Here is a 12645-nt window from a genome sequence, read left to right on the forward strand (position 1 = left end):
CCTGCTCGACACGCTGCTGCGCTGCGTCGCCGTGCTGGTCGCCTTCCTGGTGCTGCCGCTGGTGATCGGCCAGACCGAGCACAAGGTGATGGCCCACATGCAGGGCCGGCTCGGCCCGATGTACGCGGGCGGCTTCCACGGCTGGGCCCAGCTGGTCGCCGACGGCGTCAAGTTCGCGCAGAAGGAGGACGTGGTCCCGGCCGGCGCCGACCGCCGGGTCTTCCAGCTCGCCCCGGCCGTCGCCCTGCTGCCCTACCTGGTGGCGCTGCTGGCGATCCCGGTCGGCCCGCACGGCTTCGTCGGCCAGGCGGTGGACGCGGGCATCTTCTTCGTGCTCGCCGTGATGGGCATCGGGGTGCTCGGCTCGCTGATGGCCGGCTGGGCCTCGGCGAACAAGTTCTCGCTGCTCGGCGGCCTGCGCACGGCCGCCCAGCTGATGTCCTACGAGCTGCCGATGCTGCTCGCCGCCGCCTCGGTGGCGATGGCCGCCGGCACCGCCTCGCTGACCGGCATCCTGGGCGCCTTCCACTGGTGGTGGCTGCCGTGGCAGGCGATCGGCGCGTTCGTCTTCTTCACCGCCGGCCTGGCCGAGCTGCAGCGCCCGCCGTTCGACATGCCGGTGGCCGACTCCGAGATCATCTTCGGCGCCTACACCGAGTACACCGGCATCCGGTTCGCGTTCTTCCTGCTCGCCGAGTACGGCGGCATCCTGGTGCTCTGCGCGCTGACCGCGGTGCTCTTCCTGGGCGGCTGGCACGGCCCGCTGCCGGACAGCCTGGGTTGGCTGTGGATGCTGCTGAAGACCTTCGCGCTGGCCTTCGTGGTGATCTGGGCCCGGGTCACCTTCCCGCGGCTGCGCGAGGACCAGCTGATGAAGTTCGCCTGGACCGTGCTGATCCCGCTGGCCCTGCTCCAGCTCGCCCTGACCGGCATCATCAAGGTGGCGATCCAGTGAACCTCCCCGGCTCCGGCCTGGCCAAGGGCCTCGCCGTCACCCTGCGGACCATGACCAGGAAGACGGTCACCGCGCAGTACCCGGACACCCAGCCGCTGCTGCCCCCGCGCAGCCGCGGGGTGATCGGGCTGCTGGAGGAGAACTGCACGGTGTGCATGCTCTGCGCCCGGGAGTGCCCGGACTGGTGCATCTACATCGACTCGCACAAGGAGACCCTGCCGGCCGCCGACCCGAACGCCCGGGCCCGCACCCGCAACGTGCTGGACCGGTTCGCCATCGACTTCTCGCTCTGCATGTACTGCGGGATCTGCATCGAGGTCTGTCCGTTCGACGCGCTCTTCTGGTCGCCCGAGTTCGAGTACGCCGAGACCGACATCCGCGAGCTGACCCACGAGCGGGACAAGCTGCGCGAGTGGATGTGGACGGTGCCGGCCCCGCCGGCCCTGGACCCCGCGGCCGAGGAGCCCAAGGAGATCGCCGCCGCCCAGAAGGCGGCGCAGAAGGCGGCCGCCGCGGCCGGTGATGCCTCGTGACCGCCCGTCAGCTGCTGGCCGCCTCCGGCTCGCTGGCCAATGGTTCGTTGGCTCCCGCCCCGCACGGCTTCCTCTCCCCGACCGGGGTGGAGGTCGTCTTCGTGCTGGTCGGGCTCGTCGTGCTGGGCGCCGGCCTGCTCACCGTGACCACCCGTCAGCTGGTGCACGCCGCGCTCTGGCTGGTGGTCGCGCTCGGCGGGCTGGCCGTCGAGTTCCTGCTGCTCACCGCCGAGTTCGTGGCCTGGGTGCAGGTGCTGATCTACCTCGGCTCGGTGGTCGTGCTGGTGCTCTTCGGACTGATGCTCACCAGGGCGCCGATCGGCCGCTCGCCGGACGCCGACTCGGGCAACCGCTGGGTCGCCCTCGGCGTGGCGCTGGCCACCGCCGGCACCCTGGTGACCCTGGTGGTGGACGCCTTCCGCACCTCCTGGATCGACCTGGACGCCGGCGGCGGCTCCACCGCCGCGGTCGGCGCCGGCCTGTTCCGCTACTGGGTGCTGCCGTTCGAGGCGCTCTCGGTGCTGCTGCTGGCCGCGCTGGTCGGCGCCATCGTGATCTCCCGCACCGGCAAGGGCGCCGCCAAGCCGCGGGCCGGCAAGCTGCGCGCGCCCAAGGCCCCGACCCGGCAGGAGCGCTGAGCACCGATGCACCTCGCCTACCCCGCCGTCCTCGCCGCGCTGCTCTTCGCGATCGGCGTCTACGGCGTGCTCGCCCGCCGCAACCTGGTGCTGGTGCTGATGTCGGTCGAGCTGATGCTCAACGCCGTCAACCTGAACCTGATCGCCTTCGACGCCTGGCTGCGCGACGCGCTGCACGCCGGCCAGGCGCTCACCCTCTTCACCATCACGGTGGCCGCCGCCGAGATCGGCCTCGGCCTGGCCATCGTGCTGCTGGTCTACCGCACCCGCGGCTCGGCCGACGTGGACCGGCTGACCGGGCTCGGCGACCGCGCCGCCGAGGTCCCGGCCCAGGCCGGTCCGGTGCCGACTGACGACGCGTCGAAGGGGCAGCCCGTCTCGTGAACACCGCCCTCCCCGCGCTGGTCCCGGCGCTGCCCGCGCTCGGTGCTGCCGCGACCTTCGCCACCGGCCGCCGGGCCCCCGGCTGGACCCGCCCGCTGGCCGTGCTGCCGGTGCTGGCCGCCGCCGTGCTGGCACTGGTCACCGCCGTGCAGCTGGGCACCGGCCGGACCCTGGACGCGGCCACCCGGCTCACCCCCACCGGCGGCCCGGACGTCTCGCTGGCGCTCCACCTGGACGGCTACACCTCGCTGCTGACGGTGCTGGTCGGCCTGGTCGCCACCTGCGTGCAGGTCTACTCGACCGCCTACCTGAAGGCCGACCCGCGCTACCCCTCCTACGCGGCCCTGGTCTCGCTCTTCACCGCCGCGATGTTCCTGGTGGTCTACTCGGGCGACCTGATCGTGCTGCTGACCGGCTGGGAGGTGATGGGCCTGTGCTCGTACTTCCTGATCGGCCACCACTGGGAGACGGCGGACGCCCGGTCCGCCTCGCTCAAGGCCTTCCTGGTCACCAAGCTGGGCGACGTGCCGTTCCTGTTCGGCATCTTCCTGCTGGCCGGTGACGCGCACACCTTCCGGATCTCCGGCGTGCTGGCCGCCGCCGCGCACGGCCAGCTGCACCACCCGACGCTGATCGCGCTGCTGCTGCTCGCCGGGGTGGCCGGCAAGAGCGCGCAGTTCCCGCTGCACACCTGGCTGCCCGACGCGATGGCCGGCCCGACCCCGGTCTCCGCGCTGATCCACGCCGCCACCATGGTGGCGGCCGGCATCTACCTGGTGGCCCGGCTGCTGCCGGTCTTCCTGCTCTCCGGCGCCGCGCTGGTGGTGCTGGCCGTCATGGCCGCCGTCACCATGGTGGGCTCGGCGCTGTGCGCGCTGGCCCAGGACGACGTCAAGCGGGTGCTCGCCTACTCCACGGTCGGTCAGCTCGGCTACATGGCCGGCGCGCTGGCCTGCGGCGACCGCGAGGCGGCGGTCTTCCACCTGGTCAGCCACGGCGCCTTCAAGGCGCTGCTGTTCCTGGCCGCCGGCGTGCTGATCCACGCGGCGCACACCAACTCGCTCTCCGCGATGTCCCGGCTGCCCGGGCTGCGCGACCGGGTGCCGGACGCCCGCTGGACCCTCGGCATCGGCCTGGTCGCCCTGGTCGGCCTGCCGCCGTTCAGCGGCTTCTTCAGCAAGGAGGCGGTCTTCACCGCCGCCGAGAAGGCCGCGAACGGCGAGGCGCTGACCAACGGCCTCGGCCCGGCCGGCGCGGTGCCGCAGGCGGCCGGCTGGATCGTGCTGATCGCGGCCGGCCTGACCGCGCTGCTCACCGCCGCCTACGCGACCCGGCTGTGGCTGCTCGCCTTCCCGTCCCGCACCGTGGCGCCCGGGGCGCTCGGTCCGGAGGCCGGCGCGCCCTACTCGCCGGAACCCGACGAGGTCGCCCCGGGGCAGGCCGAGCCGGCCGCGATGCGCTGGCCGCTCTGGGTGCTGGCGATTCCGGCGATCGGCTTCGGCGTGGCCGGGCTGCGGCCCGAGTGGCTGCCGAAGCTGCTGGACGGCGGCTCGCTGCGGCCGTCCCTGGCCACCGCCGCGGTCGGCACCGGCCTGGCCGTCGCCGGTGTGCTGATCTGCTGGGCCGCCTGGCGCACCGCCGTGGCGCGCAGCGAGAGGGTGCCCGAGCAGGGCGTGGCCCCCGCCGCCGAGAGCCTGACGGCGGCTCAGCCGCAGCCCGTGCCGCCGGTCGCCGACCCCGGCCGGGTGCTGCTCGGCCCGCTGTTCGGCCCGGCCCGGCACGGCTTCCACCTGGACCGGCTCTACCACCGGCTCTTCGTCCGCCCCGTGGTGGGCGCCGCCGAGCTGGTGAGGTTCCTCGACCGCGAGGTGGTCGAGACCTACGTCGAGGGCTCCGGCGCGACGGCCCGGCTGCTCGGCTGGGCCGTGCGCCGCAGCCAGACCGGCAACGCCCAGACCTACCTGAGCGCGCTGCTCGCCGGCGTGGTGCTGATCGCGGTCTTCGTGGCGGTCGGTACATGACTCCCCTGACCCTCGAAGTGGGCGTGACCCTCTACTCCTGGAGTCCCCGATGACCGCGCTCCTCATCGCGCTCCTGCTGCTGCCGCTGCTGGGCGCCGCCGCCACGCTCGCCCCGGCCGGCCTGTTCGGCCCGGACCACGAGACCCGGGAGCGCCGGGCGCTGGCCTTCAACGCCGTGGTCACCGGCCTGGTGCTGGTGCTGGCGATCGCCCTGGCGGCCGGCTTCGACCACGCCCACCCGGGCCGGATGCAGGCCGTCACCGACGTGCGGTGGATCCCGGCGATCGGCGTCCGGTTCCACCTCGGGGTGGACGGCGTCTCGCTGCCGCTGGTGGTGCTGACCGCGCTGCTCACCTTCCTGTGCGCCGTCTACTCGACCCGGCGCCGGCCGACCGGCGAGGGCACCCCGTCGGCGCTCGCCTTCACCGGGCTCTTCCTGCTGCTGGAAGTCGGCATGCTGGCCACCTTCCTGGTGCTGGACCTGCTGCTCTTCTTCGTGGCCTTCGAGGTCGTGCTGATCCCGATGTACTTCCTGATCGCCCGCTGGGGCAGCGGCGCCAAGGAGGCCTCGGCCAACCGGTTCATCCTCTACACCCTGCTCGGCTCGGCGGTCATGCTGCTCGGGTTCCTGCTGGTCGGGCTGAAGGCCGGCACCTTCGACATGACGGCGCTGGCCGCCGCGCACGGCCACGGCCTGAGCCACTCCACCCAGGTGCTCGCCGCGCTGGCGATCGGCCTCGGCCTGCTCGTCAAGGCGCCCGGCTGGCCGCTGCACAGCTGGCTGCCGGACGCCCACACCTCGGCGCCCACCGTCGGCTCGGTGCTGCTGGCCGGCGTGCTGCTGAAGATGGGCACCTACGGCCTCGTCCGGGTGCTGCTGCCGATCGTGCCGGACGGCACCGCGACCTTCGCCCCCTACCTGGGCGCGCTGGCGGCCGTCGGCATCGTCTACGGCTCGCTGGCCTGCCTGGCGCTGGCCCGGCAGGGGCGCGGCGGCGACCTCAAGCGCCTGATCGCCTTCTCCTCGGTCGGCCACATGGGCTTCGTGCTGCTGGGCATCGCCTCGCTGACCCCGGTGGGGGTGAACGGCGCGCTCTTCGCCAACGTCGCCCACGGCCTGATCACCGGTCTGCTCTTCTTCCTGGTCGGCTCGCTGAAGGACCGTTACGGGACGGCCGACCTCGACACCCTCGCGGGCGAGACCGGCGCCGCGCTCTACGGCCGCGCGCCGCGGCTGGGTGCGCTGCTGGCCTTCGCCGCCGTGGCCAGCCTCGGCCTGCCGGGCCTGGCCGGCTTCTGGGGCGAGCTGCTGGCGATGTTCGGCGCCTTCCAGCCCGGCGCGGGCCTGTCCCGCCCGGCCTTCGTCACCTACATGGTGCTGGCCGGCCTCGGCACCCTGCTGACCGCGGCCTACCTGCTGGTGGTGGTGTGCCGGGTCTGCATGGGCGACCCCGAGCAGCCCGCCGTCGCCCGGCCCGTCGAACTGCGCGCCTACGAGGCGGTCAGCTGGACCCCGCTGGCCGCGCTCACCCTGGTCGCCGGGCTCTGGCCGGCCCTGCTGCTCACCCTCTCCGACCCGGTGGTCAAGCACCTGCTGGCGGTGGGCTGACCGATGACGACGCCCCAGTTGATTGGTCCTCACCTGATGAACCTCGCCGTGCCGCACGCGGGCTCGCTGATCCAGTCGGTGGACTGGGCGGCGATCGCCCCGCCGCTGATCGCCGCCGGCACCGCGCTGCTGGTGCTGCTCGCCGACCTGCTGCTGCCCGAGTCGCGCAAGCGGCTGCTGGGCCCGCTCGGCGTGCTCGGCCTGGCGGGCGCGCTGCTCGCGCTGCTGCCGCTGACCGGGCGGACCAGGTCCACCTTCTGCCTGCCGGACAGCGGCTGCTCCTACACCGCCGACCACTTCGCGCTGGCCTTCCAGCTGCTGGCGCTCGGCGGCGCGCTGATCGCCGCGCTGCTCTCGATCGCGACCGTCCGGGACGAGGAGTTGCCGGCCGGCGAGTACTGGTTCCTGCTGCTCAGCAGCGCGGCCGGGGCCGCCCTGCTGCCGGCCGCCCGCGACCTGGCGACCCTGGTGGTGGCGCTGGAGGTGGTCTCGCTGCCCTCCTTCGCGCTGGTCGCGCTGAAGCGGGACGGGCGCGGCGGCGAGGCGGCGCTGAAGTTCTTCCTCTCCTCGGTGGTGGCCACCGCGGTGATGCTGCTCGGCATCTCCTTCCTCTACGCGGCCACCGGCAGCCTGCAGCTGGAGGCGGTCGCGCGCGGGCTGGTCGGGCTGCCCGGCCAGTTGAAGCCGCTGGCCGAGGCGGGCGCGATGCTGGCGCTGGTCGGTTTCGCCTTCAAGGTGGCCGCGGTGCCGTTCCACTTCTGGGTGCCGGACACCTACGCGGGTGCGCCGGTGCCGGTGGCCGGCTACCTGTCGGTGGTCGGCAAGGCGTCCGGCTTCGCCGGTCTGGCGCTGGTCACCAGCCTGGGGCTGCGGCCGTACGGCCACACCTGGGGCCTGCTGCTGGCGGTGCTGGCCGCGGTCACCATGACGGCCGGGAACACCGCCGCGCTGCGCCAGCGCGCCGACTCGGCGCAGGGCGCGGTGCGGCTGCTGGCCTGGTCGTCGGTGGCGCAGGCGGGCTACCTGCTGGTGCCGCTGGCGGCGGCCGGCTACGCGGGCAGCCCGCACCCGCTGGGCGCGACGGTGGCGTACGCGCTGATCTACGGCCTGGTGAACCTGGGCGCCTTCGGGGTGGCCGCGCTGGTCGGCCGCAGCCGGTCGGCGAACCGGCTGGACGACTACCGCGGCCTGTTCGCCCGCAACCGCGGGGCGGCGCTGGCGCTGGCCTTCTTCCTGCTCTGCCTGGCGGGGCTGCCGCCGGGCGTGGTCGGCCTGTTCGGCAAGGTGGTGGTCTTCCGGGCGGCGGTGGACGCCGGCCTGGGCTGGCTCGCGGTGGTCATGGCGGTCAACGTGGTGATCGCGCTCTCCTACTACCTGCGCTGGACGGCGCTGCTCTTCCGGCCCGCCGAGGACGCCCGGCCGGAGCGCGCGCCGGCCGCGCTGACGGCGACCCTGGGGCTGGCCGCGGCCGGTGCCGTGGTGCTGTCGGTGGCCCCGCAGCTGGTGCTCCAGGTGGTCTCCGGCTCGCTCTTCTGAGCTGCGGCGGCCGGCCCGGCGCGGCGGGCAGGGAACCCGGGCCCCGATCCCCTCCGTTGTCGGAGTGACCGAGGGATGAGAACCGAAGGGCCTCCCGCCACCGCACCACTTGGAGGGGCTGCCGTGCACCGCCAGCACAACGGGCTGAGGACCGCCGTCCTGATCGGCCTGCTCTCGGCGCTGATCATCGTGATCGGCGGTTTCTTCGGGCGCACCGGGTTGCTGATCGGACTGGCCGTCGCGCTGGCCACCAACGGTTACGCCTACTGGAACAGCGACAAGATGGCGCTGCGGGCGATGCGGGCCCGGCCGGTCAGCGAGATCGAGGCGCCGGGGCTGTACCGGATCGTCCGGGAGCTCTCCACCTCGGCCCGCCAGCCGATGCCCCGGCTGTACATCTCGCCCACCCCGGCCCCGAACGCCTTCGCCACCGGTCGCAACCCGCGCAACGCGGCGGTCTGCTGCACCGACGGCATCCTGCGGATGCTGGACGAGCGGGAGCTGCGCGGGGTGATCGGCCACGAACTCAGCCACGTCTACAACCGCGACATCCTGATCTCGTCGGTGGCCGGAGCGCTGGCCTCGGTGATCATGTTCCTGGTGAACTTCGCCTGGTTGATCCCGTTCGGCCGCGACGAGGACGACAACGGGCCCGGGCTCTTCGGCGTGCTCGCCATCATGATCCTGGGTCCGCTCGCCGCCACGCTGATCCAACTGGCCGTCAGCCGCTCCCGTGAGTACCAGGCGGACGCCGACGGCGCGCGGATCACCGGGGACCCGTTGGCGCTGGCCAGCGCGCTGGGCAAGCTGGCGGCGGGCACCCAGCGGCTGCCGCTGCCGCCCGAGCCGGGCATTCAGACGGCCAGTCATATGATGATCGCCAGCCCGTTCCGCCCCGGAGAGGCCGGCTCCCGGCTGTTCTCCACCCACCCGCCGATGGGGGAGCGGATCGCCCGGCTGGAGCGGCTGGCCGGGCGGCGCTGACCCCGCCAGGAGGAACCCGTGTTCGTCGTCACCCTCACCTACACCGCGCCGATCGAGACCATCGACGAGCTGCTGGCCGAGCACGTCGAGTGGCTGGAGCGGCACTACGCGGCGGGCACGGTGCTGGCCTCCGGCCGCCGGGTGCCCCGCACCGGCGGCGTGCTGCTGGCCCGCGCGGCCGACCGGGCGGCGCTGGACGAGGTGCTGGCCGGCGACCCGTTCCACCGGGCGGGCGCCGCCACCTACGAGGTGGTCGAGTTCACCCCGACCAAGGCGGCCGCCGGGCTGGCGGAGCTGATCGAACAGGGCTGAGCCCGAAACCCTCACGCCATGGTGCGGTCCCGTCCGCCCGCGCCACGCCCCGGGTTCACCGACCGGGGAAGGGAGCGTACTGACAGTTCATCGTCAGTAGCGACGGAGGGACCGCCGTGTGCGGCAACGAGACCTGCCAACACCCTGATCAGGAGCACGGACAGCCGGACCGGCGGACCCTGCTGCGGGGCGGCCTGCTGGCCGGCGCCGCCACCGCGCTGAGCCTGGCGCCGCTCAGCTTCGCCGCCGCGGCCGGCACGCCGAGCGGCGGCACCACCACGCAGACCGTCACCGGCCACCTCGACACCGGCGCCGCCGACTTCGTCTACCTGCCGGTCGAGGTGCCGCGCGGGGTCCGGCAGATCGCCGTCTCCTACAGCTACGACCGGCCGGGCGTGCCGGCCGGCACCCCGGGAAACTCCTGCGACATCGGGATCTTCGACGAGCGCGGCACCGACCTGGGCGGCCAGGGCTTCCGCGGCTGGTCCGGCGGCTTCCGCACCGAGTTCGCGATCAGCACCGACCAGGCCACCCCCGGCTACCTGCCGGGCCCGGTCCGCCCGGGCACCTGGCACGTGGTGCTCGGCCCGTACCAGGTGGCGCCGCAGGGCCTGGACTACCAGGTGCAGGTCACCCTGACCTTCGGCGACGACCTGCCCGCCTTCACCCCGCAGTACCCGCCGCTGCGCGCCGCCGGCCGCGGCCGGGCCTGGTACCGCGGCGACTGCCACCTGCACACCGTCTACTCGGACGGCCACCGGCTGCCCACCGAGGTGGCGGCCGGCGCCCGGGCCGCCGGACTGGACTTCATGGTCTCCACCGACCACAACACCCCCGCCTCGCACGGCATCTGGGGCCCACTGGCCGGCCCTGATCTCCTGATCATCACCGGCGAGGAGGTCACCACCCGCAACGGCCACTGGCTGGCGCTCGGCCTGCACCCGGGCGAGTGGGTGGACTGGCGCTACCGCTCCCGGGACCACGCCTACCCCGGCTTCGCCCGCCAGGTGCACCGCTCCGGCGGTCTGGTGGTGCCGGCCCACCCCTACTGCCCGTACGTGGCCTGCCAGTGGAAGTTCGGCTACCAGGGCGCCGACCTGGTCGAGGTGTGGAACGGGCCGTGGACCTACGACGACGAGTCGGCGGTGGACACCTGGGACTCCCGGCTGGCCGAGGACCTGCGGGCCGGCCGGCCCTGGCTGCCGGCCATGGGCAACAGCGACGCGCACAGCGTGCCCCAGGTGATCGGCCTGCCGCACAACGTGGTGCTGGCCGAGGACCTGACCCGTGATCAGGTGCTGGCCGGGCTGAAGGCGGGGCGCAGCTGGGTGGCCGAGTCGGCGGGCGTGCAGCTGGAGTTCACCGCCACCGCGCAGGGGCGGCAGGTGGGCATCGGGGACCGGCTGGCGGTGCCGGCCGACGCGCCGGTGGACGTCAGCCTGACCGTCTCCGGGGTGCCGCACGGGACGGTGCGGTTCATCACCGACGAGGGGCAGCTGCACCAGGAGTCGCTGCCCGCGGGCGGCGCCGGCACCGTGGTCTGGCGCACCACCGCCTCGCTGGCGGCCTACGTGCGGGCGGAGGTCCGCCACCCGCTCGCCGACGGCACCCCCGGCCAGGGCAACACCATGGGCCCCGTCCTGCCCTGGGGGCCGATGGCCGCGCTCACCAACCCGATCCTGCTCGGCCAGGGCTGACGCGGCGTCAGCGGTGGTCGTCGTCCTCCGGCGGCGGCCACCGCCCGGCCGGCTCGCCCGGCGCCAGCCGCGCCACCACCTCGGCCAGCTGCACGCAGGCCTGCTCGATCCGCAGGTAGGTGTTGCGCTGCTCGGTGATCAGCGCGGCCAGCAGCAGCCCGGTCAGCGCCGCGCAGCCGTTCAGCGCCTGGAGCATCACCATGTCGGCCACCACGCCGTGCCGGGCGAACGGCCCCGCGTCACGGGTGGCGCCGACGACGGCCAGCACCGAGACCACGAACACGCAGGGCGCCGCGCCGAGCAGCTGGAACCGCAGCGCGGCCCAGATCAGCAGCGGGAAGACCAGGAACAGCAGGCTCAGCGTGCTGTGCGTGGCCACCAGCGTGACGGCCGCCGTGCCGACCAGCAGCAGGAGCGGCTCCACCCAGTCGAACAGCCCCGGCTCCTCGGGCAGCCGCAGCATCCGCAGCGCCAGCAGCAGCGGGGTGACCACCAGCACGCCCATCGCGTCGCCGGCCCACCAGGTCGACCAGCTGGACCAGAACCCGCTGCGCGGCAGCGTGCCGTTCAGCGCCAGGGTCACCGAGCCGATCGTGGAGCTGATCAGCATCCCGGCCAGCGCGCCCAGGAAGACCAGCGCCAGCCCGTCCCGCAGCCGGTCCAGCTCGATCCGGAAGCCCACCCGACGCAGTATCAGGTAGGCCGCGACCGGTGCCAGGGTGTTGCCCGCGACGATCCCGAACGAGGCCGGGTGCAGCGGCCCGAGCGAGACGATCACCAGGAAGGCGCCGACCGCCACGGCCGGCCAGACCCCGATCCCGAAGAGCAGCAGGCTGGTCAGCGCGACCCCGGTGGGCGGCCAGAGCGGGGTCACCTTGGCGCCGCCGATCACCAGCTGCTCCAGCAGTCCGAGCCGGCCGGAGCCGAAGTAGGCCGCGACGATCACCAGCAGGCGCAGCCCGCCGACGGCCAGGCGGCGGGGGTCGCGGAGCTGGGTCAGGGCGTTGGGCGGCACCCAGTCATCAGACTACGTCCGGGCCGCCGAGCCGGGTGAGACACGCAGTACCGGTCGATCACTCGTCGTGCCGCAGCACCAGGACGGCCGCGTCGTCGGTGTGCCCGGTCAGGTCGGCGACCCGCAGCACCTCGGCGGCCAGCTCGCCCGGATCCGCGGTGACCCGCTCCCGCACCACCTTGGCCACCTGCTCCAGCCCGGCCTCGATCGGGAACGCGGGGCCCTCGATCACCCCGTCGGTGACCAGCACGAACGCCCCGGAGCCGGAGAGCGTGCGGCGGGTCACCGGGTACTGCTCGCCGGGCAGCACGCCGAGCGGCAGCCCGCCGTCGTCCGCGCAGTGCCCCCAGCACCCGTCGGCGGTGGCCCAGACCGGCGGCACGTGGCCGGCCCGGGCGTGCGCGAGCTCCCGGGTGGCCGGGTCGTAGCGCAGGAAGCTGCAGGTGGCGAAGAGCCGGCTGTCCAGCGATATCAGCAGGTCGTTGGCCCGGCTCAGGGCCTCGCCGGGGTCGGCGCTCACCCCGGCGACCGCGCGCAGGCCGACCCGGACCTGGCCCATGAAGGCCGCCGCCTCCACGTCGTGCCCCTGCACGTCGCCGAGCGAGAAGGCCAGCGAGCCGTCCGGCAGGGTGAAGCCGTCGTACCAGTCGCCGCCGATGCTCAGGCCGTGCCGGGCGGGCGCGTACCGGGCCGCCGCGCGCAGGCCGGGCAGCTGCGGGAGTGCGGAGGGGAGGAGTTCGCGCTGCAGGGCCTCGGCCAGCTCCACCCGGGCCTGCTGCAGCTCGGCCTGTTCCAGCGCCTGCGCGGTGAGCCGGCCGAGTTCGGTCAGCAGTTCGTCTGCGCTCGGGTGGCTGGCGGGGCGGCGGCGGGTCATGAGGCCCTCCGGACGGCGGGCAGGCGGTGTGACAGAGCCAGCCTATGTCCGCTGCACGGGTGACGGCGCGGACGGCCCGGTCCGCCC

At 74.1% G+C, this 12645-nt stretch carries 12 protein-coding genes; 10 read left to right on the forward strand and 2 right to left on the reverse strand.

What is annotated here, in order from left to right; all coding sequences use genetic code 11:
• The first annotated feature begins 1 nt into the window (after position 1).
• The 10 genes from FHX73_RS16090 (at position 2) to FHX73_RS16135 (ending at position 10669) form a co-directional block, all read left to right on the forward strand.
• A complete protein-coding gene (locus tag FHX73_RS16090; RefSeq protein WP_145908317.1) occupies positions 2-955 on the forward strand; it encodes a complex I subunit 1/NuoH family protein in 954 nt (317 codons plus the stop codon).
• A 50-nt stretch (positions 956-1005) separates the two neighbouring features.
• Complete coding sequence (locus FHX73_RS16095; RefSeq protein WP_145908318.1) at positions 1006-1488, forward strand: 4Fe-4S binding protein; 483 nt, start codon at positions 1006-1008, stop codon at positions 1486-1488.
• Positions 1485-2126 carry an NADH-quinone oxidoreductase subunit J family protein gene (locus tag FHX73_RS16100; RefSeq protein WP_425461387.1) on the forward strand — a complete coding sequence of 214 codons (642 nt, stop codon included), beginning with the start codon at positions 1485-1487 and terminating at the stop codon, positions 2124-2126. The genes FHX73_RS16095 and FHX73_RS16100 overlap by 4 nt, the downstream gene beginning before the upstream one ends.
• 6 nt (positions 2127-2132) lie before the next feature.
• Entirely contained in the window at positions 2133-2510 is a 378-nt protein-coding gene (gene nuoK / locus FHX73_RS16105; RefSeq protein ID WP_145905668.1) for an NADH-quinone oxidoreductase subunit NuoK, read from the forward strand.
• Complete coding sequence (locus FHX73_RS16110) at positions 2507-4531, forward strand: NADH-quinone oxidoreductase subunit 5 family protein (protein ID WP_145905669.1); 2025 nt, start codon at positions 2507-2509, stop codon at positions 4529-4531. Before nuoK ends, FHX73_RS16110 begins: the two co-directional genes overlap by 4 nt.
• 49 nt (positions 4532-4580) lie before the next feature.
• A complete protein-coding gene (locus FHX73_RS16115) occupies positions 4581-6140 on the forward strand; it encodes a complex I subunit 4 family protein (RefSeq protein WP_145905670.1) in 1560 nt (519 codons plus the stop codon).
• Between the two features lie 36 nt (positions 6141-6176).
• The gene (locus FHX73_RS16120) at positions 6177-7676 is read left to right on the forward strand and encodes an NADH-quinone oxidoreductase subunit N (protein ID WP_145905671.1); all 1500 of its coding nucleotides are present in this window, start codon (positions 6177-6179) and stop codon (positions 7674-7676) included.
• A gap of 123 nt (positions 7677-7799) precedes the next feature.
• Complete coding sequence (htpX, locus tag FHX73_RS16125; protein WP_145905672.1) at positions 7800-8660, forward strand: zinc metalloprotease HtpX; 861 nt, start codon at positions 7800-7802, stop codon at positions 8658-8660.
• A gap of 18 nt (positions 8661-8678) precedes the next feature.
• Positions 8679-8972, forward strand: coding sequence for a YciI family protein (locus FHX73_RS16130; RefSeq protein WP_145905673.1), 294 nt, complete (start codon positions 8679-8681; stop codon positions 8970-8972).
• A 218-nt stretch (positions 8973-9190) separates the two neighbouring features.
• Positions 9191-10669 (forward strand): CehA/McbA family metallohydrolase, encoded by a 1479-nt coding sequence (locus FHX73_RS16135; RefSeq protein ID WP_145908321.1) that lies wholly within the window; start codon positions 9191-9193, stop codon positions 10667-10669.
• Positions 10670-10676: 7 nt separating this feature from the next.
• On the opposite strand, the gene FHX73_RS16140 is transcribed toward FHX73_RS16135, so the two are convergent.
• The gene (locus FHX73_RS16140; RefSeq protein WP_246213556.1) at positions 10677-11684 is read right to left on the reverse strand and encodes an MASE1 domain-containing protein; all 1008 of its coding nucleotides are present in this window, start codon (positions 11682-11684) and stop codon (positions 10677-10679) included.
• Between the two features lie 58 nt (positions 11685-11742).
• Positions 11743-12558 (reverse strand): PP2C family protein-serine/threonine phosphatase, encoded by an 816-nt coding sequence (locus FHX73_RS16145; protein WP_145905674.1) that lies wholly within the window; start codon positions 12556-12558, stop codon positions 11743-11745.
• Positions 12559-12645: the final 87 nt, after the last annotated feature.

Origin of the sequence: Kitasatospora viridis, assembly GCF_007829815.1 — a bacterium.
GTDB lineage: Bacteria > Actinomycetota > Actinomycetes > Streptomycetales > Streptomycetaceae > Kitasatospora > Kitasatospora viridis.

Excerpts from the sequence above, each read along its gene's own strand:
- FHX73_RS16095 (WP_145908318.1), top strand. The coding sequence starts at position 1,006 with ATGACCAGGAAGACGGTCACCGCGCAGTACCCGGACACCCAGCCGCTG.
- nuoK (WP_145905668.1), top strand. The coding sequence starts at position 2,133 with ATGCACCTCGCCTACCCCGCCGTCCTCGCCGCGCTGCTCTTCGCGATC.
- FHX73_RS16115 (WP_145905670.1), top strand. The coding sequence starts at position 4,581 with ATGACCGCGCTCCTCATCGCGCTCCTGCTGCTGCCGCTGCTGGGCGCC.
- FHX73_RS16120 (WP_145905671.1), top strand. The coding sequence starts at position 6,177 with ATGAACCTCGCCGTGCCGCACGCGGGCTCGCTGATCCAGTCGGTGGAC.
- FHX73_RS16145 (WP_145905674.1), bottom strand. The coding sequence starts at position 12,558 with ATGACCCGCCGCCGCCCCGCCAGCCACCCGAGCGCAGACGAACTGCTG.